At 69.3% G+C, this 23782-nt stretch carries 23 protein-coding genes; 16 read left to right on the top strand and 7 right to left on the bottom strand.

The window, feature by feature from the left end; translation table 11 throughout:
* Positions 1–35: 35 nt before the first annotated feature.
* Positions 36–1496, bottom strand: a complete 1461-nt coding sequence (locus KU887_RS21610; protein ID WP_006496843.1) for an MFS transporter — start codon at positions 1494–1496, stop codon at positions 36–38.
* Between the two features lie 146 nt (positions 1497–1642).
* Between KU887_RS21610 and KU887_RS21605 the strand changes: the two genes are divergently transcribed.
* Together KU887_RS21605 and KU887_RS21600 are read left to right on the top strand one after the other, a co-directional pair.
* Positions 1643–2515, top strand: a complete 873-nt coding sequence (locus KU887_RS21605; RefSeq protein WP_034203325.1) for a LysR family transcriptional regulator — start codon at positions 1643–1645, stop codon at positions 2513–2515.
* A 60-nt stretch (positions 2516–2575) separates the two neighbouring features.
* A complete protein-coding gene (locus KU887_RS21600; RefSeq protein ID WP_006496845.1) occupies positions 2576–2899 on the top strand; it encodes a hypothetical protein in 324 nt (107 codons plus the stop codon).
* A 30-nt stretch (positions 2900–2929) separates the two neighbouring features.
* Here KU887_RS21600 and KU887_RS21595 read toward each other — a convergent pair whose 3' ends face one another.
* Positions 2930–3832, bottom strand: coding sequence for a LysR family transcriptional regulator (locus tag KU887_RS21595; protein WP_006492639.1), 903 nt, complete (start codon positions 3830–3832; stop codon positions 2930–2932).
* 99 nt (positions 3833–3931) lie between these two features.
* On the opposite strand from KU887_RS21595, the gene KU887_RS21590 reads away from it, so the two are divergent.
* Positions 3932–4909, top strand: coding sequence for an NAD-dependent epimerase/dehydratase family protein (locus tag KU887_RS21590; protein WP_258257957.1), 978 nt, complete (start codon positions 3932–3934; stop codon positions 4907–4909).
* Positions 4910–5259: 350 nt separating this feature from the next.
* Here KU887_RS21590 and KU887_RS21585 read toward each other — a convergent pair whose 3' ends face one another.
* The 5 genes from KU887_RS21585 to KU887_RS21565 form a co-directional block, all read right to left on the bottom strand.
* Complete coding sequence (locus KU887_RS21585; protein ID WP_258257956.1) at positions 5260–5961, bottom strand: DUF2848 domain-containing protein; 702 nt, start codon at positions 5959–5961, stop codon at positions 5260–5262.
* 48 nt (positions 5962–6009) lie between these two features.
* The gene (locus KU887_RS21580; protein ID WP_258258432.1) at positions 6010–7329 is read right to left on the bottom strand and encodes an MFS transporter; all 1320 of its coding nucleotides are present in this window, start codon (positions 7327–7329) and stop codon (positions 6010–6012) included.
* 56 nt (positions 7330–7385) lie between these two features.
* Positions 7386–8084 carry a DUF4286 family protein gene (locus KU887_RS21575; RefSeq protein ID WP_258257955.1) on the bottom strand — a complete coding sequence of 233 codons (699 nt, stop codon included), beginning with the start codon at positions 8082–8084 and terminating at the stop codon, positions 7386–7388.
* A gap of 100 nt (positions 8085–8184) precedes the next feature.
* Entirely contained in the window at positions 8185–9237 is a 1053-nt protein-coding gene (locus KU887_RS21570) for a LysR family transcriptional regulator (protein WP_077021526.1), read from the bottom strand.
* Between the two features lie 100 nt (positions 9238–9337).
* Complete coding sequence (locus KU887_RS21565) at positions 9338–10129, bottom strand: SDR family NAD(P)-dependent oxidoreductase (RefSeq protein WP_080322504.1); 792 nt, start codon at positions 10127–10129, stop codon at positions 9338–9340.
* A 438-nt stretch (positions 10130–10567) separates the two neighbouring features.
* Between KU887_RS21565 and KU887_RS21560 the strand changes: the two genes are divergently transcribed.
* The 13 genes from KU887_RS21560 to KU887_RS21500 all read left to right on the top strand — a co-directional run bounded on the left by KU887_RS21560 (position 10568) and on the right by KU887_RS21500 (position 23781).
* On the top strand, positions 10568–11446 hold the full coding sequence (locus KU887_RS21560; protein WP_006483975.1) for a neutral zinc metallopeptidase: 879 nt from the start codon (positions 10568–10570) through the stop codon (positions 11444–11446).
* A 180-nt stretch (positions 11447–11626) separates the two neighbouring features.
* Complete coding sequence (locus KU887_RS21555) at positions 11627–12361, top strand: LuxR C-terminal-related transcriptional regulator (RefSeq protein ID WP_258257951.1); 735 nt, start codon at positions 11627–11629, stop codon at positions 12359–12361.
* Positions 12362–12445: 84 nt separating this feature from the next.
* Positions 12446–12643, top strand: coding sequence for a hypothetical protein (locus KU887_RS21550; RefSeq protein WP_006483979.1), 198 nt, complete (start codon positions 12446–12448; stop codon positions 12641–12643).
* A gap of 218 nt (positions 12644–12861) precedes the next feature.
* Positions 12862–14364: an aldehyde dehydrogenase family protein gene (locus tag KU887_RS21545; protein WP_258257949.1), complete on the top strand. Its 1503-nt coding sequence runs from the start codon at positions 12862–12864 to the stop codon at positions 14362–14364.
* Positions 14365–14421: 57 nt separating this feature from the next.
* The gene (locus tag KU887_RS21540; RefSeq protein WP_006483976.1) at positions 14422–15762 is read left to right on the top strand and encodes an aspartate aminotransferase family protein; all 1341 of its coding nucleotides are present in this window, start codon (positions 14422–14424) and stop codon (positions 15760–15762) included.
* A gap of 12 nt (positions 15763–15774) precedes the next feature.
* On the top strand, positions 15775–15960 hold the full coding sequence (locus KU887_RS21535; RefSeq protein ID WP_124675239.1) for a hypothetical protein: 186 nt from the start codon (positions 15775–15777) through the stop codon (positions 15958–15960).
* Positions 15961–15999: 39 nt separating this feature from the next.
* The gene (locus KU887_RS21530; RefSeq protein ID WP_006493968.1) at positions 16000–17502 is read left to right on the top strand and encodes an APC family permease; all 1503 of its coding nucleotides are present in this window, start codon (positions 16000–16002) and stop codon (positions 17500–17502) included.
* Complete coding sequence (locus KU887_RS21525; protein ID WP_258257947.1) at positions 17499–18098, top strand: DUF3156 family protein; 600 nt, start codon at positions 17499–17501, stop codon at positions 18096–18098. Before KU887_RS21530 ends, KU887_RS21525 begins: the two co-directional genes overlap by 4 nt.
* 69 nt (positions 18099–18167) lie before the next feature.
* A complete protein-coding gene (locus KU887_RS21520; RefSeq protein WP_006485599.1) occupies positions 18168–19106 on the top strand; it encodes a helix-turn-helix domain-containing protein in 939 nt (312 codons plus the stop codon).
* 167 nt (positions 19107–19273) lie between these two features.
* A complete protein-coding gene (locus KU887_RS21515) occupies positions 19274–20482 on the top strand; it encodes a porin (protein WP_258257946.1) in 1209 nt (402 codons plus the stop codon).
* Positions 20483–20781: 299 nt separating this feature from the next.
* Positions 20782–22020 carry an ABC transporter substrate-binding protein gene (locus tag KU887_RS21510; protein ID WP_060266176.1) on the top strand — a complete coding sequence of 413 codons (1239 nt, stop codon included), beginning with the start codon at positions 20782–20784 and terminating at the stop codon, positions 22018–22020.
* A gap of 34 nt (positions 22021–22054) precedes the next feature.
* Positions 22055–22924, top strand: a complete 870-nt coding sequence (locus KU887_RS21505; protein WP_034202149.1) for a carbohydrate ABC transporter permease — start codon at positions 22055–22057, stop codon at positions 22922–22924.
* A complete protein-coding gene (locus KU887_RS21500) occupies positions 22921–23781 on the top strand; it encodes a carbohydrate ABC transporter permease (RefSeq protein ID WP_048988648.1) in 861 nt (286 codons plus the stop codon). Before KU887_RS21505 ends, KU887_RS21500 begins: the two co-directional genes overlap by 4 nt.
* Position 23782: the final 1 nt, after the last annotated feature.

Raw genomic sequence — 23782 nt, 5'->3', positions numbered from 1 at the left:
CCACTGACGGTGCGGATTCCGTCGCGTGTCGCGCGTCACGCATCCGCATGCAGCCGCCGATGCAGCGGGCCGAGCGCCATCGACAGCGCGATGCAGGCCAGCAACACGACCGTCAGCGTGAACATCGACGCCCTGAATCCCTGCACGTAATCGAGCGCGGCCGGATGCACGCCGAGCCGCGCGAAGAACACGCCGCCGATCGTCGCGGCGCCGACGGCCGCGCCGATCTGCAGCATCGCGCTGACCATCCCGGACGCGACCCCCGCGCGGGCCGCATCGACTTCCGCGAGCACGATCCGCACGACCGACGGCAGCACGAGCCCTTGCCCGACGCCGATCGCCGCGATGCCCGCGTAGAAGCCGGGGCCCGGCGCGCCGTCGCGGGCGAGCGCGGCGGCGATCGCGACGCCCGCCGCGAGCATCGCGAAGCCGAGCGTGAGCACGCGATAGCCGCCGAACCGGGCGACGAGGCGCGGCATCAGCAGCGGGCTCGCGAGGAAGCCGAGCCCGAGCGGCAGGATCGCGAACCCGGACGCGAGCGGCGACCAGTTCAGGCAGCCCTGCAGATAGATCCCGTAGCTCAGGAAGAACGCGCTCAGCGTGTAGAACAGGAACGCGAGCAGGAGCCCGAGCGCGACGACCGGGTTGCGGAACAGGCGCACGTCGAGCAGCGGATCGTGGCCGCGCGCGAGCCGGCGCGCTTCCACTGCCAGCAACGCGCCGAGCATCGGCAGCGCGCCGACCCCGCACGCGATCATCCATAGCGGCCAGCCGGCTTCGCGACCGTGCGTGAGCGGGTACACGAGCATCAGCAGGAACAGCGACATCAGCACCGTGCCCGGCACGTCGATGCGCTGGCCGCGCGGCGGGCGGTTTTCCGGGATGAAGCGCCAGCTGCCGAGCAGCGCCAGGATGCCGATCGGCAGATTGACGAGGAAGATCGCGCGCCAGCCGAGCCCGAACGGATGCAGGCTGATCAGCGCGCCGCCGCCGAGTTGGCCGATCACGGCCGCGAGGCCGAACGCGAACCCGTAGAAGCCCATCACGCGCACTTGCTCCTGCGGGCTGAACACGCTGCGGATCGTCGCGAGCACCTGCGGCGCGAGGATCGCGGCGAACAGGCCTTGCAGCACGCGGCCGCCGACCAGCACCGTGCCGTTGCCGGCGAGCCCGCACAGCGTCGACGCGAGCACGAAGCCGGCCATGCCGATCATGAACATGCGCTTGCGTCCGTACAGGTCGCCGAGACGCCCGCCGGTGATCTGGACCACCGCGTTCGCGCACGCATAGGCCGACACGACGAGCTGCAGCTCGGTCTGGCGCGCGCCGATGCCGTCGCGAATGGCCGGCAGCGCGAGGTTCACGATGAAGTAGTCGAGCGGCGGCAGAATGGCGCCGACCAGCAGCACCACGAGCGCCCAGCCGCGGTGGCTGCGCGGCGTCGCCGCGGCAGCCGCGCCGGCCGGCGCGCAGGGAGCGAGGGTGTTGTTCGTCATGAAAGCAGGATCCAAAAAAATGAGGGCCCGATAGTCGATCGACGGATGTAGGCCGTTGCCCCCGTATTCTGGGGATCGCTCATGTTTCGGAAAAGCGGGAAAGAGTGGTAGCATCCATCGGGTTAATCGATGGATAAGGAATGACGATGCGCGGTTTCGATCTGGACCAGTTGCGCACGTTCGCGGCGGTCGCGGACGCCGGCAGCCTGACGGCCGCCGCGCCGCTGCTGCACCTGTCGCAATCGACGGTCAGTGAGCAGGTGCGCAAGCTCGAATCGCGCGCCGGCGTGCCGCTGTTCGTGCGCAGCAAGCGCGGCGTCGAACCGACGCCCGCCGGCTCGCGGCTGCTGCAGCACGCGCGGCGCATCGTCGCGCTGAACGAGGCCGCGTTCGACGAGCTGCGCGGACAGGCGATCAAGGGCGAGCTGCGCGTCGCGATCACCGACTATTACCGGACGAATGAAGTGGCCGGCATGCTGGCGCGGCTGCGCGAGTGCTATCCGCAACTGAGCCTGCACGTGAGCGCGATGAAGAGCGTGGAGATCGAGGCGGCGCACGCACGCGGGCAGATCGATCTCGGCGTCGTGATGAACATGTCGAGCGGGCCGTTCCGGCCGGCGTCGGCCGACACGCGCTGGGTGCTGCGGCGCGAACCGCTGTCGTGGGTCGCGTCGCCCAAGCTCGCCGAGCAGTTGCCGGAGCCGCTGCCGCTGGTGTTGCTGCCGGACGACTGCATGATGCATCAGGTCGCGGTGCGCTCGCTCGACGAGCAGCACACGCCGTACGTGCTCGTGCATAGCGCGTCGGGCGTCGCCGGGTTGCAGTCGATGCTCGCGGCGGGGCTCGGGGTCGGTTGCCTGTGCGCGTCGGCGATCGGCGACGGCCTGATGCGGCTCGGCACGAAATACCGGCTGCCGCCGCTGCCCGACGCGGTGTTTTCGCTGACGCCGCCGCTGCCGGGCGAACGCGAGACCGTCACCCAGGCGCGCGAGGTGCTGTCGCGTCAACTGCTGATGTAAAACCATGCCGCGCGACACGCGGCGGCGCGTCGCCGAGCGGCGCGCCAGGGGGCCACAGGCATGAACGACGACGAACTGAAGAACCAGATGGCCGCGAAGCTGCAGCACGCGCTCGAGCGCGTGGTCGACGAGCGTTCGCTGATCCACTTCCTGCGCGTGCTCGGCCATGACTGGCACACGGAGCGGCAACTCGAGGCCGACGCGCCGCTGTCGCCGTACGCCCGCGCGGCGCTCGGCTGGGAAAACCGGTCGATCGGCGAGTACCTGGAAGCGATGATCGACTGGGCGGAGGCGTCGGAAGAAGGGCTGCGTTTCTACGATGTGCCCGACAACCCGTGGCGGCGCATCGCGGACATCCTGTTCGCCGGCAAAATCTACGAATAGCGTGGCCCGCGGATTCACGCACGCCGCTTTCTACTCGGCGCCTTCGCCGTCCGCATACGCACGCAGCCCGTTGGCCAGCGCATCGAACACGGCCCGACAGCGCGGGCTCGCCCGCAAGTCCTCATGCATCACGACCCAGGTTTCCAGCCGAATCGCGGGCCCGTTCGGCAGCACGCGCACGAGCCGCGCGTCGCGTTTCGCGAGCGCCGTCTGGCAGAAGCCGATCCCGTAGCCGGCGCGGATCATCGCGAGCTGCGCGAGGTTGCTGTCGGTGCGCAGCGCGAACGCGTCGCGTTTCCACAGCGGCATGCCGCGCCCCGCCGAGCGGATGAACGGCGTGACCGTATCGAAGCCGATCAGCGCGTGATGCGCGAGCGCGTCGGTTGTCGCCGGCGCGCCGTGGTGCGCCAGGTAATCGTCGCGCGCATACAGCCCGACCTCGATTGCGCCGACGCGCCGCGCGACGAGCGCGTCCTGCGCAGGCGGCGCCATCCGGACCGCGATGTCGGCCTCGCGCTTGAGCACGTCCTGGACGCGGTCGGTCGGCACCAGTTCGATCACGAGCCCCGGATGGTCGCGCCGCAATTGCGCGAGCATCGGCGGCAGCACCTCGACGGCGATCACGTCGCTGGCCGAGATCCGCACGATGCCGCGCACGCCGGCGCCGTGGCTGGCCGCCGCGCGCTCGAACGCGGCCGCCGCGCTGCGCAACGCCTCCGCATGGCCGCGCAGCGCGAGCGCGGCTTCGGTCGGCAGCAGGCCCGACGGCGAGCGCGTGAACAGCGTCTGGCCGAATGCGGCCTCGAGCGCCGCGACATGGCGGCCGGCGGTCGGCTGGGTGATGCCGAGGGCCCGCGCTGCGCCGGACAGCGAGCCTTCCGTCAGCACCGCGAGGAAGGTGCGGTAGCGTTCCCAGTTCAGATCGGTGGTCATGCATAAATGTATAGCTGATCTGCTGGGTTCAGCAATTCCTTGATGGTGATCGGCGCGCCAGAATGCGTGTCGTGACGGTTCCATTCAAGGAGGGCGGCAATGACGACGGACGCAGGCAGGACGCAACGGCTGGCACTCGTGCTCGGCGCGGGCGGCGGGATTGGCGGGGAAGTCGCGCGGCAGTTGCGCGATGCGGGCTGGCAGGTGCGCGCGCTCAAGCGCGGGCTCGATGCCGAAATCGCGGAGCGCGACGGCATTGCCTGGGTGCGCGGCGACGCGCTGGATCGCGACGCGGTGGTGCGCGCCGCACGCGGCTGCAGCGTGATCGTGCATGCGGTGAACCCGCCCGGATACCGGAACTGGGCCACGCAGGTGCTGCCGATGATGGACAACACGATCGCGGCGGCCCGGGCCGCGCAGGCGACCGTCGTGCTGCCGGGCACGGTCTACAACTTCGGCGCCGATGCGTTTCCGGTGCTGCGGGAAGACGCGCCGCAGCATCCGGCGACCCGCAAGGGCGCGATCCGCGTCGAACTGGAGCGGCGGCTGCAGGACGCCAGTGTGCACGGCGTGCGGGCGATCGTCGTGCGCGCCGGCGATTTTTTCGGGCCGCAGCTCGGCAACAGCTGGTTTTCGCAGGGGTTGGTCAAGCCGGGGCGGCCCGTCGCGGCCATCAGCGTGCCGGGCCGCGGCGTCGGCCATCAATGGTCGTATGTGCCGGACGTGGCGCGCGTGATGGTCGAGCTGATCGAGCGGCGCGAGATGCTGGAGCCGTTCGCGCGCTTTCATCTGGGCGGGCATTGGGATGAAGACGGCCTGCAGATGGCGCAGGCCGTGCAACGCGTCGCGCAGCGGCACGGCATGCGGCCGGCGCTGCGCGATTTCCCGTGGTGGCTCGTGTGGGCGGCCGCGCCGTTCGTCACGACACTGCGCGAATTGCTCGAGATGCGTTACCTGTGGCGCGAACCGATCCGGATGGACAACGCGCGCGTGACCGCGGTGCTCGGCCGCGAGCCGGTGACGCCGCTCGATACGGCGGTGGAGGCGACGCTGGCGGGGCTCGGGTGTCTCGGGTGAGCAACGGTGGGTAGCACGGGCAGCGCCCGGGCATGGAAACGCATCACGGCGAACCGATGAAGCCCCCGGACCACAATTCTCCACATACCCGCGTGCGTCCGATGCGCATCATGTCGGTCAACACCGATAGGGCGAAAACGGGGGCGAGATGGTGCATTTCGGATGGAAAGCGTCGGTTGCGGGCGCAATCATGTTCGCATTGAGCGGGTGTACGGATCTGGCCGGCGTGCTGTATTGCGACAACTCGCAGTTCAACTTTCCCGACTATCACTGCTTTCAGCCGTACCGGTAGGGCTGGCACGGCGACTGAACGCCGTCGCCTCCGTATGCCGTGCAGTTTCCCGTTCCCGTCAAGCCACGACCGGCAACACCTCGACCGCATAGCGATGCGTGAGACTGCGCCCGAGCACCGGATCGTGCAGCTCCATCTCGAATGCGTCGCCGTCGTCCATCGCCGCGATCGCGCCGTGCACGGCGACGGTCCCGCCATACATCGCGCAGCGCGCGGGCATCGTGCGGCGGTCGTCGAAACGCTGCCACAGCACGTCGGGCGCGAGCAGGCCGCTGACCGCGCCTTGCTGGTACGCCACCCGTTCGCCATCGCGCGCAATCAGCCACGAACGCATCTCGAGCGCATCCCAGTGATCGGCGACATCCGCATAACGCCACGCGTCACGGCCGAGCGGCTTCGCGCACACCTGCTTCGACACGGCGACGCCGTATGCTTCGACTTCGCGATCCGTGTGATCGGAGCCGACCGTGACCAGCGTGCCGGCCGGGCTGTCGACCAGCACGCATTCGATCTCGCCGCCCGAGCGCGCGCCGAGCACGCCGATCGACGGCGCTTGCGTGAGCAGCGCGGACGACACGCGATAGAAGCACGGCGTGGTCGACGGCGGCGCGACGCCGAGCGCCGCGAGTTCGTCGATGTGCGCCTGGATCGCGGCCGGGTCGCGGCCGGCCCAGCCGGCGATCACGACGCGTTCGACGTCGACGTCGACGGCGGCCGGCGCGCGTTGCAGGGAAATCACGTTGAACGACAGGGTTGGCATGCGGCTATCCGTTTGAAGTGCGAATGAATGGTCGGCGGGTGGCGGCGCTCAGTCGTCGAGCAGCCGGTGCGCGGTCTCGCGCGCGGCGACGAGCGCGATCGACGTGACGACGAGCGCGGCGGTGACGTACAGCGACACGGCCGTCGTCGTGCCCGTCTGCCGGAACAGCGCGGCGATCACGAGCGGCGCGAAGCCGCCGCCGACGATGCCGGCGAGCGTGTACGCGAGCGACGAGCCCGTGTAGCGCACGCGCGTCGGGAACTGTTCGGTCACGAACGCGCCCTGCGGGCCGTACATCACCGCATGGATCACGAGGCCGATCGCGACGGCCGCGACGATCGCCGCGGGGCGCGCGGAATCGAGCAGCGCGAAGAACACGAATGCCCACACGATGCCGGCGAGCGCGCCGGCGAGATACACGGGCCGGCGGCCGAAGCGGTCCGACAACGCGCCGAAGAACGGCACCGCGAGCGCATTGCAGGCCGTGCCGATCATCACGGCCGTCAGCGCGACGGGGCGCGACAGGTGCAGCACGGTCGTCACGTAGGTGAGCGTGAACACGACGATCAGCGCATACAGCACGTCCGAACCGATGCGCGAGCCGCCCGCGATCAGCAGGCGCTTCCAGTGGTACTTCAGCACGTCGGCGACAGGCACGTCGGCGGTCGCATGCGATTCGGCGAGCTGCTCGAACTGCGGCGTTTCGTCGACGCCGCGCCGCAGCCAGAAGCCGAACACGACGAGCAGCGCGCTGGCCGCGAACGGCACGCGCCAGCCCCACGACAGGAAGGTGTCGGACGTGGTCGACAGCGTGACGAGCGCGATGCAGCCGGTGCCGAGCAGCGTGCCGAACGACGGGCCGATCTGCGTCCACGACGCGGACAGCCCGCGCCGTTTCTGGTCGCCGTGCTCGACCGACAGCAATACCGCGCCGGCCCATTCGCCGCCGAGCGCGACGCCCTGCACGAAGCGCAGCGCGACGAGCAGGATCGGGCTCAGGATGCCGGCCTGCGCGTAGGTCGGCAGCGCGCCCGTCAGCGCGGTCGTCACGCCCATCAGCACGAGCGTGAGCATCAGCACCGCGCGGCGGCCGATGCGGTCGCCGAGGTTGCCGAATACGAAGCCGCCGAGCGGGCGCGACACGTAGCCGACCGCATAGGTCGAGAACGCGAGGATCGTGCCGGCCAGCGGATCGACCGACGGGAAGAACAGATGGTTGAAAACGAGCGCGGCGAGCGTGTTGTAGATCGTGAAGTCGTACCACTCGAGCGACGTGCCGATCATGCTCGCGGTCGCGAGTCGGCTGTTGCGGACACGGCGGGGCGCGTGGGCGGCGGGCTGGACGAGAGTGCTCATGGTATCGGGCAGGTCGTGACGGATGACGGGATGAAGCGCGGGCCGGCGTGGGCGGCGGCGTCGAGCGTTCAGGCAGGCAGGGCGGTAGCGGTCGCGGCGGCGGCCGTTTCGGTTCCGACGTCGCATCGCTGGACGGGCAGCGGCGCGGCGGCGCGCCACAGCAGGTCGAAGGTGCGCACGTCGTCGTGTCCGGCGAGCGTGGCGGCGACGCGGCGCGTGGCCGTTGCGTCGCTGCCTTCGATCAGCACCAGCGCATCGGCGGCCGGGCGGGCGGCCGCAGCGGCGCCGATCGGTGCGGACAGGTCCGGTGACGTGCGGAAAAGCCGTGCGGCATGGATGCCGGGTTCCTGCAGCGCGGCGTCGAAGCGCGCGCGCAGGTGCGGCACGTCGATGCGATCGGGGGGCAGCACGAACAGCGCGAGATGCGCGCCTTCACCGTCGCCGGCCTCGATCGTCAGCTCGCCGACGCGCCGCTGCGTACCCGTCATGCGCTCGAAGTTCGCGAGCGACCACGCGGTCTGCTGCGTGAACGCGCGCCGGTACGCATCGCCGCGGAACACGTCGAGCGCGTCCGTCACGTACAGCGCGAGGTATCGGCGCGGGCCGCCGTCGGTCGCACGAAACCGTCGCGCATGCGTGAAGCCGGGAATCGCGACACGCTCCTGCATGTGCTCGCGGTCGTACCACGCGTTGAAATCGGCTTCGTGCGCGGGGTCGATATCCGTCCAGACGCAAAGCTGGCCGTGCGGAAGGGAAAGGCGGGTCATTGCGGGGTTCCTCGTGACGCGGTGGGGCAGGAACTGCAGTGTCCCGAAGACGGGGCGCGCCCGTCCAACAAGAAAACAAATTCGCGGTGAACAGGTTTTCTTATGAGCGGCGCGGGCGGCGTTTTGCGGCGGGCGCGGCAGGCGGGGCGGTTTTCGTCGTGCGCTTCGTTGTCGTCGGTGCGTTCGTCTTTGTCGTGGTCGCCTTGCGCGCGGGCGTTGCATCGACGAGCGTTGCGTCGACGCGCTCGGCGGCGGCAGGCTTCGCGAGATTTCCGGCAGCCGCCATCGCGCGCGCCACTTCGCTCGCGAGTTCCGCGATGCGCGCGGCGACCGGCAGCCCCTGGCTGCGGTAAGTCGCGACGAGCGGCAGCGGCGGGAATTCGGGCGCGACGTCGAGCAGTTCGAGCGTGCCTTCGTGCAGCTCGCGCCCGATGATCGCCGGCGGCAGCGCGGCCACGCCGAAGCCGTCGGCGACGAGGCGGATCATCGCCGCGACCGACGTGATGCAGTTGATGCTGGCCGGCCGTTCGACCGCCGCGAACAGCCGCTCGATCGTCGCGTGCGGCCCCGAGTGGCGCGAGAAGCTGATGATCGGAAAACCGGCCAGCCGCGCGACGTCGAGCGGCTGGCCGCCGAGCCCGAGGCGCGGGCTCGCGGCCCAGCGCACCGGGAATTCGCATAGCGGCAGGTTCGTGAAGTCCGGGCCCGGCACCGGGTCGGTCTGCAGGATCAGGTCGACGCCGTCGGTGCTGAGCAGGCGAATCAGATGCAGCGTCGTGTCGCTCGTGATCTCGACGTCGAGGCGCGGATAGCGCTCGCGCAGTTGCGCCATCAGCGCGGGAAACCAGCTGTGCACGATCGATTCGATCACGCCGATCCGGATCAGGCCCGCATCGCTGGCCGCGTCGATGTCGCGCCGCATTTCCCCATCGAGCCGCACGATCCGCTCCGCGTAGGCCAGCATGCGCCGGCCCGCCGGCGTGAGCGTGGCCGAGCGCGTGTTGCGGTCGAACAGGCGCACGTCGAACGCTTCCTCGAGCGATGCGATGCGGCTCGACACGGCAGCCTGCGTCGTATGCAGTTTCTCGGCCGTGAGCCGGAAGTTTTCCAGCTTCGCGAGCCAGACGAAGGTTTCCAGAAACCGGATGTTCATCGAATTCCGAACGGTGAGGCGGTGCCGCGCCAGGCGGCGGATCGGGACGATGTTAACGGATTCGGAAGCGCGCACGCACGCGCCGCAGGTTCGGGTGGCGTCAAAGCCGGTCGAACGCGAGCGTCGGCACGTCGACGACCATCGCGCCGCCGTCCGCGACGAGCGTCGCGCCGGTCACGAACGACGCGTCCGGCGACGCCAGGAACGCGCAGACGGCCGCGATCTCGTCGGGATCGGCCGCGCGCCGCAGCGGCACGTCGGCGCTGACGCGGGCGTACGCACAGTCGAGCGAATCGCCGTGCGCGGCCATCAGCGGCTCCATTTCCGCGTCGGCCATCGGCGTGCGGACCCAGCCCGGGCAGACGGCGTTCGCCCGCACGCCGTGCGGACCGTAGTCGCGCGCGAGCGATCGCGCCAGGCCGAGCAGCGCGTGCTTGCCGACCGTGTAGCCGCATACGCCGGGCCCGGCCGCGAGCGCCGCGATCGACGCGACCAGCACGATATTGCCGCGCTGCGCGATCAGGTCGGGCAGGCACGCGCGCGCGCTGACGAATGCGGTGTCGAGGTTCGCATGCATCGCAGCGCGCCACTGCACGTCGTCGGTTTCGTCCGCACGGCCGATGCCGTGGCCGCCCGCGCAGGCGACAAGCGCATCGACGCGGCCGAAGCGTGCGGCGATGCGCGGCAGGAAGCCGGCCCAGTCGGCGGCGCTCGCGGCGTCGCCGGCCAGCGCGAGGCCCCCCGTTTCGGCAGCCAGCGCGTCGAGCGGCGCCTGGCGGCGCCCGATCAGCACGACGCGGTCGCCGCGGCGGGCGAAGCGGCGCGCGCAGGCGGCGCCGATGCCGGTGCCGGCGCCGGTAATGGCGATCGTGCGGGGGGGCGAGTGCGTCATGTCGTTCTCCGGAAAGGGGGCGTTCCGGCCACTTTAGGCGGCGCCGGCGCGCGCCGGTATCCACCGAAAGGATGAACGCGGGTCGTCCGAACGGCCGGCGTGGCGGGCACGGTGGCCTTGGCCCATTTTGCAAAGGCTGACGATGTCCGACGCCGAATCGCTCTATCCTCCACATTTTTGCGATAAGCCACGAAAGCCCGGCAAAATAGCGCGGGCGGGCGCGCAGCGACGCGCGGCGCGTCGGCCGCCGATTCCGTCGTACGAATGGCGCGGCCGGCAGGGGCGCGGCCGGCAATGGCGCGGCCGGCCGGATCGGCGCGAGCGGGCGTCCGATGCGCAGGTATCGCGTCTGCCGACGGAGCGTGTCGCCACGGCGTATCGCCCGGTTGCGCGCTGGCGCGATCGGACCATCGACAAAAGAACAGGGAGGGGCCGGCAATGAGGCTGGACGACGAAAGGGAAAGCACGAACGTCGAGGATCGACGCGGCGCCGGCGGGTTCGGCGGCGGGCGCGCGACGATCGGCATCGGCACGATCGTGATCGCGCTGGCTGCCTCGTATTTCTTCGGAATCGACCCGCGCGTCGTGCTCGAAGGTGCGTCGGCGCTGCAGGGCCGCCAGCAGCAGGCGCAGCCCGCGCCGACCCAGCACCAGGGCGCACCGGCGAACGACGCCGGCGCGGTGTTCACGCGCAAGGTGCTCGGCAACATCGAACGCACGTGGACGGGCGTGTTCAACACGCAGCTGCATGCGCAGTACGAACCGCCGAAGCTCGTGATGTTCACGAACTCGACGCCGACCGCGTGCGGCACCGGCCAGACCGCGATGGGGCCGTTCTACTGCCCGGGCGACCGCAACGTGTACATCGATCTCGGCTTCTACGACGAACTGCGCAAGCGTTTCGGCGCCGGCGGCGACTTTGCGCAGGCCTACGTGATCGCGCACGAAGTCGGCCATCACGTGCAGAACCTGCTGGGTATTGCCGACAAGGTCGACGCTGCGCGCCGGCGCTCGAGCCAGGCGCGCGCGAATGCGCTGTCGGTGCGGATGGAGCTGCAGGCCGACTGCTTTGCCGGCGTGTGGGCGAACAACGCGCAGCGCGCGAACCAGCGGTTGATGGAACCCGGCGATTTCGAGCAGGGACTGAAGGCCGCCGCGGCGATCGGCGACGACCGGCTGCAGCAGCAAGGGCAGGGCTACGTCGTGCCCGAAAGCTTCACGCACGGCACCAGCGAGCAGCGCGTGTACTGGCTGCGGCGCGGGATGGAGTCGGGCGAGGTGAGCGCCTGCGACACGTTCGCCGCGAACGCACGCTGAAGCCAGGCGCGCGCACCGTCGCGCGTCGGCATCGTCCCGGCTGAACCGGCTGAACAGGCTGAACTAGCCACCTGGCCGGCCCGGGACGATTTGCCGATTTGTGCTCACCGGCGCTTTTCGGCGCCGGTAGGCTGGCCCGGACGTTGAAATTCGACGCGTTCGCTACCCAGCCGATTTCCGATGCCGACCTCATCCGTTCCCGCCGACCACGCTCCCGCCGACTGGCCACGCGCGCTGCGCGCGTGCGTGGACGCGTTCGATGCGTTCGCGAGCCCGTCGGCGATCGTGTTCTACCGGCTCGACCAGAGCGGCGAACCGGCCGATTTCGAGCTGTTCGGGATGCCGGAATCGATGCACCGCACCTATGTCGCCCGCTACCGGATGCTCGATCCGCTGCACCCGTCGCGCTGCGCGGCGGGCGACCGCGCGATCGTCACGCTCGCGTCCCAATTGCCGGACGAGCGACGTGACGCATCCGCGTACTGGACCCGTTTTTTGCGGCGGCACGACGTGGCCGACGTCGTCGAGATCTGGCTGCGCGACGCGGGCCGCACGGTCGGCGCGTTTTCGCTGCTGCGCTTCGGCATGGGCGACGCGAATCGCACCGGCAACGGTACGGCAGGACGCTTCGCACCCGGCGAGATCGACGCACTCGCGCGGCTGCAGCCTGTCGCCGAAGCCGCGCTGAGCCCGCTGCTGCGTGCCCGGCGCGGGATCCACCGGATCGGTTGCGAGGAACGGCTGACCTACCGCGAGGAGCAGATCGCGCGGCTCGTGCGCGACGGTTGCTCGAACAAGGAAATCGCGCGCGATCTCGCGCTCGGGCAACCGACGATCAAGACCCACCTGATGCGCATGTACCGCAAGCTCGGCGTGTCGAATCGCACGGAGCTGGTCGGCGCGCTGTTCCTGTAATCGTTCTGCAAGCTGGCCCGCGAGATCGTGCAGTACCATGCGCGCTCGTCGTATCGATAACAATTCAAGAAAAGGGCCGGGAACATGGACGTCGCGATCATTGCCGCTTCGATTTTGGTCATCGCGTTGAGCGTCGCGCTGCCGATCTTCATCGTCAGGACGGTCAGAAGCGGAACCTACGACTCGCTGTACTTCCTGATCCCGCTTGCGCTCGGCGTTTATTGGCTGGACTACCAGGCGTACGACTTCCTCGCGTCGATGGCGCACGGTTTCAGAAACTGACGATTCAATGACCGGACCCCGGTCCGGCATCCAAACCACGGCAGCCCCCGGCGGATCGCGCACGTCGCCCGCGGGCCGCGTCGCGGGCTCGAACCCGCTACCGTCGCCACGCGCTGCCAATTTGCGCTCACCGGGCGTGATCCCTCGTCGATACAGTGGTCCGACGCCCGCGTGCCTCGCCCGCACGCGGTCCAGCCACGACAATCAACGAGACGCCCATGAGCAACACGAACTTCGTCGCCGTCAGCGACACCGTGCGCACCTTCGTTGCGCGCGATTTCGGCCTCTTCATCGACGGCGCCATGCAGCCCGCGCACGCGGCCGCGCGGCTCGACGTGTACGACCCCGCGACGGGCGAGCGGCTCGCCACCGTCGCGGACGCCGACGCACACGACGTCGACCGCGCGGTCGCCAGCGCCAGACACGCGTTCGACGCGCGTGTGTGGAGCGGGCTGCGGCCGGCCGACCGCGAACGCATCCTGCTGAAACTCGCGGACCTGATCGAAGCCGACGCCGAAACGCTCGCGCAGCTCGAAACGCTGAACCAGGGCAAGTCGATTCACGTGTCGCGTGCGATCGAAGTCGGCGCGAGCGTCGAATACGTGCGCTACATGGCCGGCTGGGCGACCAAGATCACTGGCCAGACGCTCGACGTGTCGATCCCGTTTCCGCCCGGCGCGCACTATACGGCCTATACGCGCAAGGAGCCGGTCGGCGTGGTCGCCGCGATCGTGCCGTGGAATTTCCCGCTGATGATCGCGGTGTGGAAGCTGGTTCCCGCGCTCGCGGCCGGCTGCACGATCGTGCTGAAGCCGTCGCCGGAAACGCCGCTCACCGCGTTGCGCCTCGCCGAGCTCGCGCGCGAGGCCGGCGTGCCGCCCGGCGTGTTCAACGTCGTCACGGGCGGCCGCGTCTGCGGCGCGGCGCTCGCCAGCCACCCGTCGATCGCGAAGATCTCGTTCACGGGCTCGACCGCGACCGGCAAGCTGGTCGGCGCGGCGGCCGTGCAGAACATGACGCGCTTCTCGCTGGAGCTCGGCGGCAAGAACCCGATCGTGATGCTCGACGACGTCGACGTCGCGCAGGCGCTCGACGGCGTCGCCGCCGGCGCGTTCTTCAACCAGGGGCAGGTGTGCGCGGCCGCGTCGCGCATCTATGTGCATCGCAGCAAGTTCGCGCAACTCGCGGACGGCCTCGCGGGCGTCGCGCGGTCGATGAAGCTCGGCGCGGGCCTCGACACCACCGCGCAGATCAACCCGCTCGTGTCCGCGCACCATCGCGACAAGGTCGTCCAGCACATCGAAGGCGCGCGCCGCGCGGGCCTCACGTTCCTCGCGGGCGGCACGCCGGCCGACGATCTGCCCGGCTATTACGTGAAGCCGGCCGTGATCGCCGATCCGCATCCGGACAGCGCGATCGTGCGCGACGAGGTGTTCGGCCCGGTGATCGTGGTCGTGCCGTTCGACGACGCGGCCGACGCGGTGCGCCTCGCGAACGCGTCGCCGTACGGCCTCGCCGCGAGCGTCTGGAGCAACGACCTGAAACGTGTGATGAACCTCGTGCCGCAGATCGAGGCCGGCACGGTGTGGGTGAACTGCCATATTCCGCTCGATCCGTCGATGCCGTTCGGCGGCTACAAGCAATCGGGCATCGGTCGCGAATTCGGCCAGTACGCGATCGAAGGCTTCACCGAAACCAAATCCGTCTGCATCGCGCACTGACGCGCGACGCTCGAACCCGAACGAACCCGATTCAACGATCCGACAGTGGAGACTGCAATGAGCTACAACGAAGCGAAATTCTGGCACCCGATGCTGCACCCGAACGAGATGAAACAGCGCAAGCCGATCCGCATCGTGCGCGGCGACGGCTGCTACGTGTTCGACGAGGCGGGGCGCAAGCTCGTCGACGGCGTCGCGGGCCTGTGGAACGTAAACGTCGGTCACAACCGCCAGGAAGTGAAGGACGCGATCGTGCGCCAGCTCGACGAACTCGAATACTTCCAGCTGTTCGACGGCATTTCGCATCCGCGCGCCGAGGAGTTGTCGAAGAAGGTGATCGACCTGCTCGAACCGGAAGGGATGCGCCGCGTGCTGTACAGCTCGGGCGGCTCCGATGCGATCGAGACCGCGCTGAAGATCGCGCGCCAGTACTGGAAGGTGCGCGGCCAGGCCGATCGCACGAAGTTCATCTCGCTGAAACAGGGTTATCACGGCACGCACTTCGGCGGCGCGTCGGTGAACGGCAACACGGTGTTCCGCCGCAACTACGAGCCGAACCTGCCCGGCTGCTTCCACGTCGAGACGCCGTGGCTGTACCGCAACCCGTTCACGCAGGACCCGGAGGAACTCGGCCGGATCTGCGCGGAAATGCTGGAGCGCGAGATTCAGTTCCAGAGTCCCGACACGGTCGCCGCGTTCATCGCGGAGCCGATCCAGGGCGCGGGCGGCGTGATCGTGCCGCCGGCCAACTACTGGCCGCTGGTGCGCGAGGTGTGCGACCGTTACGGCGTGCTGCTGATCGCCGACGAAGTCGTGACGGGCTTCGGCCGCAGCGGCTGCCTGTTCGGCAGTCGCGGCTGGGGCGTGCGCCCGGACATCATGTGTCTGGCGAAGGGGATTTCGTCGGGCTACGTGCCGCTCGGCGCGACGGTCGTGAACGCGCGGATCGAGGACGCGTTCGCCGCGAATGCCGATTTCGGCGGGGCGATCATGCACGGCTACACGTACGCCGGCCACCCGGTCGCATGCGCGGCCGCGATCGCGAGCCTCGACATCGTCGTGAAGGAGGACCTGCCGGCGAATGCGGCGAAGCAGGGTGCGTATCTGCTCGAAGCGCTGCAGCCGTTCGCGGAGCGCTTCGCGGCGGTCGGCGAGGTGCGCGGCAAGGGGCTGATGCTCGCGCTCGACCTCGTCGCGAACAAGGACACGCGCGAGCCGATCGATCCGCTGTCGGGCTATGCGAACGCGGTCGCGGAAGTCGCGCGCGAGAACGGCGTGCTGGTGCGCCCGGTCGGCACGAAGATCATCCTGTCGCCGCCGCTCGTGATCCAGCGCGAACAGCTCGACCGGATCGTCGACGCGCTCGCGGCCGGCTTCGAGGCCGTGCCGTTCGCGTAACGGCGTGATCGCATGACGGCCAATCCGCGGCGGAAGGGGGAACGCCGTCGCGGGTTTGCCGATTTGCGCTATGACCGGATTATTTTGCCTGCGTATTTTTTCGACATCGGATCACGCCGTGATCGACAGGGGCCCGGGATCGAAGCGCTGAAGCGCCGACCGGGGCCGACCGCAGAGCATCTGGCCCCCGGCAGCTGACGAAGCGCCGGTTCGGGCCAACCTACGAAGGAGACAACGATGTCGGGATGGTCGGGAGTGACCGGCGCCGCGGGCGATACGCCTGGCGGCTCGCCGGCTGAAGCGGGCGGCGGCACCGCGTTGAAGGCGGGGGCGGTCGGTTTTCCGACCGCGCTGGCGAGCGCCGTCGGGCTCATCATGGCGAGCCCGGTGATCCTCACCGCGACGTCGGGCTTCGGGATGGGCGGCTGGGCGTTCGCGGTCGCGATGATCATCGCGTTCGTGATGATGCAGGCGCAGGCCACCACGTTCTCCGAAGCCGCCGCGATGCTGCCGACGGCCGGCTCGGTTTACGATTACCTGTCGTGCGGGCTCGGCCGCTTCTGGGCGATCACCGGCACGATTTCCGCGTATTTCCTCGTGCACGTGTTCGCCGGCACGGCGGAGACGATCCTGAGCGGCATCATGGCGCTCGTGAATTTCGAATCGCTGAACGCCGCGTTCGAGCAGCACAACAGCTCGTGGCTCGTCGGCGTCGGCCTCGTGGTCACGTTCGCGATCACCAACATCATCGGCATCAAGGTGTTCAGCAAGCTCGAGATCGTGCTGACGGCCGGCATGTGGCTGTCGCTGATGATCTTCGGGATCCTCGGGCTCGCGGCCGCGCCGGCCGTGCATCTCGACGGCTGGTTCGGCGGCTCGGAAGTCGGCACGTCGATTCCGGCCGTGCTGTCGCTGGTCGGGATGGCGATGTTCATGTTCGTCGGCTGCGAGTTCGTCACGCCGCTCGCGCCGGAAATGAAGGCGCCGGGCCGCACGATTCCGCGCGCGATGGCGCTCGGCCTCGTCGGCGTCGCGATCTGCATGTTCCTGTACGGCGCGGCGATCCGCCGCCAGGTCGCGAACGTGCCGGTGAGCCCCGACGGCCTCACGCACCTGCTCGACACGCCGGGCGCGATTCCCGCGTTCGCGCTGCAGGTGCTCGGGCCGTTCGGCCGCGTGTGGTTCGGCATCGCGTTCCTGTGCGCGGGCGCCGCGACGATCAACACGCTGATGGCCGGGCTGCCGCGCATCCTGTACGGGATGGCGATCGACGGCGCGTTGCCGCGCTGCTTCGCGTACCTGCATCCGCGTTTCAAGACGCCGGTGGTCGGCATCGTCGCGGCGGCGATCGTGCCGATCTTCCATGCGTGGCTGATCAACGGCAATCTCGACAGCATCCTGCATCTCGTGCTCGCCGCGACCTGCGCGTGGGGCACCGCGTACCTGCTCGTCACCGCGTCGGTCGTGATGCTGCGTATCCGCCGCCCGGACCTGCCGCGGCCGTACCGTTCGCCGCTGTTCCCGCTGCCGCAGATCGTGTCGAGCGTCGGCATCGTGCTCGCGATCTGGTACATCACGCCGCCCGGCATGAACCCGCGCGACATCTACGTGCCGTTCGGCGCGATGCTCGGGCTCACCGCGCTGTACGCGCTGTTCTGGACGCTCGTCGTGCAGCGCCGGCATCCGTTCAGGCCGGTGCCGGTCGAGGACGTGCTGCGCAACGAGCACGTCGCGTCGTGAAGGCCGCGCTTGCCCCGCGGCGCGCGGCGCCCGATGCGCCGCCGCCCGGCCATCGGCCCGGCGCGATCGCCGCGCGCGTGCTCGCCGACCTGCGGGCCGTGCGCGATACGGATGTGGGCGGCGCCACGGCGCGGCTGCCGAACGGCGTGCATGTGAGCGTCGACGAGCGCGTCGAGCGCCAGTTCCTGATGCATACGGTCAGCGTGAAGGTGACGGTAGCCGCCAACGGCCCGGCCGCACAGGGCCGCGCGCGCGTGCGGCAGACCGGCTGGCTGCGCCGCACGGGCGTCGATGCGGTGCCCGGACCCGGATGCGACCGGGTCTTCATCGACACGCTGGCCGCGCTGCTCGCCGAGCCGTCGCTGGCCGACGCGCTGCGGCCGCTGCACCTGACCGACTGCGTCATCGACGCACACGGCGGCGTTGCCCGCGACGGCCGCTGGACGATCGCGATCGTGCCGTTCGGCGGCAGCGAGATCGTGAACCGGATGCCGTCGTTTCGCCGCTACGTCAGGCTGATCGACGAGCAGGCCGCCGCGCTGTCGGCGGCCTGTCTTGCGTTCGAAACCGCACTACACGGGATTTTGCGAGGGTAAGCTGTGGCGATGCGTGCCGCGCAAACCCGGCGGCCGCATCCAGGAATCAGGGTTTTACCGGAGATGCCGATGCTGTTCCAGTCACGCTCACACGAAGACGTGCACGATCACGGGCTCGCGATCGCGGGCTGGCATCAGGTTTACCGTCAGATGACGCCGGGCCGCTTCAAGGGCACCGTCACGCAGGTGCTGTACGACGATTTCCACTTCTTCCGCGAAACGACCAACCGGCGCGTCGCGCAAACCGGGCTCGCACCGGTCGCGCGCACGTCGCTCGCGGTGCCGCTGTCCGTGCCGCTCGCGGGCACGTTCCAGGGCCAGCCGGTCGACGGCTATGCGCTGCTCGCGCTGCGCGCCGGCGAGGATTTCGAATTCCACACGCCGGAAGGGATGGGGCTCGTCGGGATCAGCGCGGCGTCCGACATGGTCGACGAGCTGTGCGAAGCCGAATTCGGCGCGGCCGGCGCGCGCCGGCTGCGGCACGTGACGCGGCTGTCCGACGCGCAGGGCGTCGCGCTCGGCGTGCGGCTGTCGGCGCTGATCGACGAGGCCCAGCGCAACCCGGGCTGCCTCGAATACGCGGCGACCCGCAAGATGTTTCGCGACGCGATGCTCGGCATGTTCCTCGATGCGCTCGAACAGGGTATCGGCGTCGAGCGCCGCGACATCACGCACGCCACCTACAGCGATATCGTCAGCCGCTGCGAGAAGCATCTGCGCGACCGGCCCGAAGAACCCGTCACCGTGCTCGAACTGTGTCGCGCGCTGCGCTGCAGCCGCCGCACGCTGCAAACGAGCTTCCAGCGCGTGGCCGACGTCACGCCGGTCGGCTATCTGCGCACGATCCGGCTGAACGCGGTGCGTCGCCTGCTGCGCACGACGTCGGCGCAGCAACTTGGCGTCGGCGAAGCCGCCGCGAGCTGGGGTTTCACGCACCTCGGCTATTTCGCGCGCGAGTATCGCGACCTGTTCGGCGAGCTGCCTTCCCAGACCACGCGTCCCGAATGACGCACGCGCATCGCGACGGCGCCGTCCGGCGTCGTCGCGGGTCGCACCCCCCACCGTTTGCCGATTTGCGATAGAGGTCCGGAATTTTCGCTGGATAAAGTCCTGTCACCCATATCGAAAACACCGTCGGTTCGCACTGCGAATCGATGATCACAGAGGGGCGGGACATGAAGAACGGACGACGACTGACCGCAGCCGCGGCCATGCTGGGCTGCCTGCACGCACACGCGCAGACTTCGGGGAGCGTGACGCTGTACGGCACCGTGGACACCGGCATCATCTATTCGACGAACCAGCAGTTCACACGCGCCGACGGCAGCACGGGCGGCGGCCATGCCTGGCAGATGGGCGGCGGCAACCTCGTGCCGTCCCGCTTCGGCTTCCAGGGCGCCGAGCCGCTCGGCGGCGGCCTCAACGCGGTGTTTACACTCGAGCAGCAGTTCCTGTCCGCGAACGGGCAGGCGCTGCAGGGCGGCACCGCATTCAGCCGGCAGGCATGGGTCGGGCTGCGCCAGGACGGAATCGGCACGCTCGGCGTCGGCCGCCAGTACGACTCGTACACCGACATGCTCGGCGCGTACGTATCGAGCAACAACTGGGCGACGCCGTACGGCTCGCATCTCGGCGACGTCGACAACCTGAATGCCGCGTTCAACTTCAACAACGCGGTGAAGTTCACCAGCGCCGATTTCAACGGCTTCACGTTCGGCGGCACGTTCAGCTTCGGCGGGCAGGCCGGCGATTTTTCCGCGAAGCGCGGCTATGCGGTGGCCGCGACGTACACGCGGGCGCCGGTGGCGTTCTCGGTCGGCTACCTCGACCTGCACCAGCCGCTCGACGCGGCGCTCGGCGGCGCGAGCGGCTATATCGGCGATTTCGCGTGCAGCAACCCGGGCGCGATGTACTGCCTGCTGCAGGATGCCGGCTCGATGCGCGCGTTCGGCGCAGGCGGGTCGGTCACGCTCGGCGCGGCGACGGTCGCGCTGACCTACACGCACACGCGGCTCGGCGACAGCCGCTATTTCTCGACCGACGCGCAGCCGCGCACGCAGGCGTTCACGTTCGACATCGGCGAGCTGAACGTCACATACATGTTCACGCCGGCGCTGCAAGGCGGCGTCGCGTACATCTTCAACGCCGCGCATGCGGACGGGCGCGGCACGACGCGGTTCCACCAGGTGAACGTCGGCGCGAACTACAGCCTGTCGAAGCGCACCGCGCTGTATGCGGTCGCGATCGGCCAGGTCGCGAGCGGCACGGGGCTCGGCACCGACGCGGGCGGCAACGCGGTCAACTATGCGCAGATTCCGGTGCTCGCGAACAGCAATTCGAGCCGGCAGCTGGCGGTGATGGCAGGGATTCGTGTGAACTTTTGACCTCGGACGGCGGGCGGTGGCACGCCGGTCGCGTGCCGCCGTGCGGTCTTCACGGGCATGGGGCGGCATCGGGCGATCGATGGAAAGCCATGCTTGAAAAAAATCGTCCGTATGCTTGACTGAATGGACCCGGATCGACGGCATCCGCGCGTCAGGTTGCCCGGCTTGCGGCTTGCCACAATACCTTCACGGTCTGCGTGAACAATGGCGACGCTTCAGGCGACTTGACCCGTCGCCGGCGTTGCACACGTGTGCAACGCATGATTGTTCCGCTCCATACGCCGATCGAGAGAGACCACATGACCCTGCTGAGCCGCCTGCGCGCGCTGTCCGCCGCCGTTGCGCTATCCGTTGCCGCCACGCACGCCTTCGCGGCGGATCTCGTCATCGCGGGCCGCGACGACATCTACGGCAAGGGGCTGGCCGACGCCGTCGCCGGCTTCAACAAGCTGCATCCGGGCACCGAGATCGAGCTGCTCAAGCTGCCGAACGCGAACCTGTACCAGAAGCTCAAGCTGTCGATGCGCGAAGGCACCGGCGCGTACGACCTCGTGATGATGGACGACACGTGGGCGCCGGAATTCATCGGCAACGGCTGGCTGAAGCCGCTGCCCGCGTCGCTCGCGGACGCCGATCTCGTGCCGTCCGCCGTCGCGCTCGGCCGCAATGCGGCCGGTGCGCTGTACGCGCTGCCGATCGTCGGCAACGTCGAGATGTTCGCGTACCGCAAGGACCTGCTCGCGAAGTACAAGCTGCAACCGCCGCGCAACTGGGACGACGTGCTGAAGATCGCGCAGACCGTCGGCGGCGCGGACAAGAGCGTGTCGGGTGTCGTGTTCCGCGGCACGAAGGGCAACCCGGTCGTCACGGGCTTCCTGCCGATCCTGTGGGCGTACGGCGGCGACGTGTTCGACCACGCCGGCAACGTGACGATCGATTCGCGCGAAGCGCAGGCCGCGCTGAAGACGTTCCTCGCGCTGAAGGCGTTCGCGCCGAAGGACGTCGACGTGTACGGCGCGGCGGAAGTGCGCGACGCGCTGCAACGCGGCACGGCCGCGCAGTCGATCGAGGTGTGGCCGGCGTGGGTGCCGGCGCTCGACGACGCGAAGCAGTCGCGCGTGGTCGGGCAGATCGCGCTGCAGCCGCCGCCGGGGCAGACCGCGGGCCCGGCGCCGATGCTCGGCATCTGGCAGATGGGCATTCCGAAGGACGCGCCGCACGCGAAGCTCGCGCAGGATTTTCTCGCGTACCTCACCGCGCGCGACACGCAGACGCGCCTCGCCGGCATCGGCATTCCGCCGACCCGCCGCAGCGTGTTCAACGATCCGGCGCTGGTGCGCCAGTACCGCTGGTATCCCGATCAACTGAAGGCGCTCGAGGCCGGCCGTGCGCGGCCGCGTGTGAAGGACTGGCAGCAGGTCGAGAGCATTCTCGGCGATCAGTTGCAGCTCGCGCTGACGGGGCAGGCCGCGCCCGACGCCGCGCTGCGCCAGGCGCAGCAGAAGATCGCGCAGGCGACGGCCGCGGCCGGCAAGTGACGGCTCACGTCGATCCGCTGGCCGGAGCTCACGCATGAAAGCGTTCGGCCGCAGCCTGCCGTTCGTCGCGCTGCTCGGGCCCGCGCTGCTGGTGCTCGCCGCGCTCGCGCTGTATCCGGTCGCGCAGGTGCTGATCGACTCGTTCTGCCGGGTCGACTACTCGGCCGGCCGCCGCGCGTTCGCGGGGCTCGCGAACTATCGCGCGGTGCTCGGCGACGACGCGTTCGCGGCCGGCTTCGGCAACACGTTGCGCTTCACGATCGTCGCGTCGCTCGCCGAAGTCGCGCTCGGCTTCGGTCTCGCGCTGTTGTTCGTGCGCGCGTTTCCGGGCCGGCGCATCGCGTTGCCGCTCGCGATCCTGCCGATGATGCTGTCCACGCTCGTGTGCTCGGCGATCTGGCGCAACTGGCTGAACTTCGACGGCTTCCTCAATGCGCTGCTCGCGGCGTTCGGCATCGAAGGCGTGCGCTGGCTGTCCGATCCGCATCTCGCGCTGTGGTCGCTCGCGCTCGTCGACGTCTGGCAGTGGACGCCGATGGCGTTCCTGATCGTGCTGGCCGGGCTGCAGTCGATTCCGCCGGAACTGTACGAAGCCGCGCGCACCGACGGCGCGAGCGAGTGGCAGTGTCTGCGCGACATCACGCTGCCGCTCGCCGCGCCGCAGATCGGCCTCGCGCTGCTGCTGCGCTCGATCGACACGTTCAAGCTGTTCGACAAGGTCTATGCGCTGACGGGCGGCGGCCCCGGCAACGCGACGCAGACGCTGTCGACCTATATCTACGACACGGGCTTCCGCTTCTTCAACGTCGGGCCGGCGAGTGCCGCGTCGGTGCTGATGCTCGCGGCGTCCGCGCTGCTGGTCTCGGGGTACGTATGGCAGACGGTTCGCAAGCGGCGCGCATGACGACGCGATCGACGGGTATCCCGCGCGCCCGAACGGGCGCCGCATTCGGTCAAACGGTGCCGTGGGCGCTGCGCATCGTCGCGCTCGCACTGTTGCTGCTGCCGTGCCTGTGGATGGCCGGCGCGGCCTTCATGCCGACGCTCGAACGCCTCGATCATCCGTTGCGGATCTGGCCGGCCGCGCCGACCGTCGAGCATTTTGCGTCGGTGTGGTCGAACGGTATCGGCGCGCCGCTGTTCAATTCGCTGCTGGTCGGCTTCGGCACGACGCTGCTCGCACTGGCGCTCGCGTTTCCGGCCGCGTATGCGCTCGTGCGGCTGCGGTTTCCGGCGCGGCTCGACCTGCTGTTCCTGGTGCTCGTGCTGGCGTTGAAGCTGATGCCGCCGATCACGATCGCGGTGCCGCTGTTCGCGCTCGCGAAGCGGCTGCACCTGCTCGATTCGACGCTCGGCCTGATGCTCGCGTACCAGATCTATGCATTGCCGATGGCGATCTGGATGCTGCTCGCGTTCGTGCGCGACGTCCCGATCGAGTACGAAGAGGCGGCGTGCATCGACGGCGCGGGGCTCGCGCGGCGGCTCGTGCAGATCGTGCTGCCGCTGTGCGCGCCGGGGCTGATCGCGACCGCGATCTTCGTGTTCATCGCGGCCTGGAACGAATTCCTGATCGCGCTGCTGTTCGTGTCGACGCCGAGCCGCTTCACGCTGCCGCTCGCGATCGCCGGCTACGTGACGGAGAACGGGATCGACTGGGGCGACCTGATGAGCGCGGGGCTGATGGCGTCGCTGCCCACGCTCGCCGTGGCCGGTTACGTGCAGCGCTACCTGTTGCGCGGGTTCGCGGGCGGATTGAAGTGAC

Origin of the sequence: Burkholderia sp. EMB26, assembly GCF_024730645.1 — a bacterium.
Taxonomy (GTDB): Bacteria; Pseudomonadota; Gammaproteobacteria; order Burkholderiales; family Burkholderiaceae; genus Burkholderia; species Burkholderia cenocepacia.
Note: the sequence above shows the minus strand (reverse complement) of the source record. Positions and strands in the feature narration are given on the sequence as shown.

Coding starts and splice junctions, on each gene's coding strand:
- KU887_RS21575 (WP_258257955.1), bottom strand. CDS start 8,084: ATGACCCGCCTTTCCCTTCCGCACGGCCAGCTTTGCGTCTGGACGGAT.
- KU887_RS21605 (WP_034203325.1), top strand. CDS start 1,643: ATGCGCGGTTTCGATCTGGACCAGTTGCGCACGTTCGCGGCGGTCGCG.
- KU887_RS21530 (WP_006493968.1), top strand. CDS start 16,000: ATGTCGGGATGGTCGGGAGTGACCGGCGCCGCGGGCGATACGCCTGGC.
- KU887_RS21610 (WP_006496843.1), bottom strand. CDS start 1,496: ATGACGAACAACACCCTCGCTCCCTGCGCGCCGGCCGGCGCGGCTGCC.
- KU887_RS21500 (WP_048988648.1), top strand. CDS start 22,921: ATGACGACGCGATCGACGGGTATCCCGCGCGCCCGAACGGGCGCCGCA.
- KU887_RS21560 (WP_006483975.1), top strand. CDS start 10,568: ATGAGGCTGGACGACGAAAGGGAAAGCACGAACGTCGAGGATCGACGC.
- KU887_RS21595 (WP_006492639.1), bottom strand. CDS start 3,832: ATGACCACCGATCTGAACTGGGAACGCTACCGCACCTTCCTCGCGGTG.
- KU887_RS21505 (WP_034202149.1), top strand. CDS start 22,055: ATGAAAGCGTTCGGCCGCAGCCTGCCGTTCGTCGCGCTGCTCGGGCCC.
- KU887_RS21590 (WP_258257957.1), top strand. CDS start 3,932: ATGACGACGGACGCAGGCAGGACGCAACGGCTGGCACTCGTGCTCGGC.
- KU887_RS21565 (WP_080322504.1), bottom strand. CDS start 10,129: ATGACGCACTCGCCCCCCCGCACGATCGCCATTACCGGCGCCGGCACC.
- KU887_RS21555 (WP_258257951.1), top strand. CDS start 11,627: ATGCCGACCTCATCCGTTCCCGCCGACCACGCTCCCGCCGACTGGCCA.
- KU887_RS21520 (WP_006485599.1), top strand. CDS start 18,168: ATGCTGTTCCAGTCACGCTCACACGAAGACGTGCACGATCACGGGCTC.
- KU887_RS21585 (WP_258257956.1), bottom strand. CDS start 5,961: ATGCCAACCCTGTCGTTCAACGTGATTTCCCTGCAACGCGCGCCGGCC.
- KU887_RS21550 (WP_006483979.1), top strand. CDS start 12,446: ATGGACGTCGCGATCATTGCCGCTTCGATTTTGGTCATCGCGTTGAGC.
- KU887_RS21540 (WP_006483976.1), top strand. CDS start 14,422: ATGAGCTACAACGAAGCGAAATTCTGGCACCCGATGCTGCACCCGAAC.
- KU887_RS21510 (WP_060266176.1), top strand. CDS start 20,782: ATGACCCTGCTGAGCCGCCTGCGCGCGCTGTCCGCCGCCGTTGCGCTA.
- KU887_RS21535 (WP_124675239.1), top strand. CDS start 15,775: ATGACGGCCAATCCGCGGCGGAAGGGGGAACGCCGTCGCGGGTTTGCC.
- KU887_RS21600 (WP_006496845.1), top strand. CDS start 2,576: ATGAACGACGACGAACTGAAGAACCAGATGGCCGCGAAGCTGCAGCAC.
- KU887_RS21570 (WP_077021526.1), bottom strand. CDS start 9,237: ATGAACATCCGGTTTCTGGAAACCTTCGTCTGGCTCGCGAAGCTGGAA.
- KU887_RS21515 (WP_258257946.1), top strand. CDS start 19,274: ATGAAGAACGGACGACGACTGACCGCAGCCGCGGCCATGCTGGGCTGC.
- KU887_RS21545 (WP_258257949.1), top strand. CDS start 12,862: ATGAGCAACACGAACTTCGTCGCCGTCAGCGACACCGTGCGCACCTTC.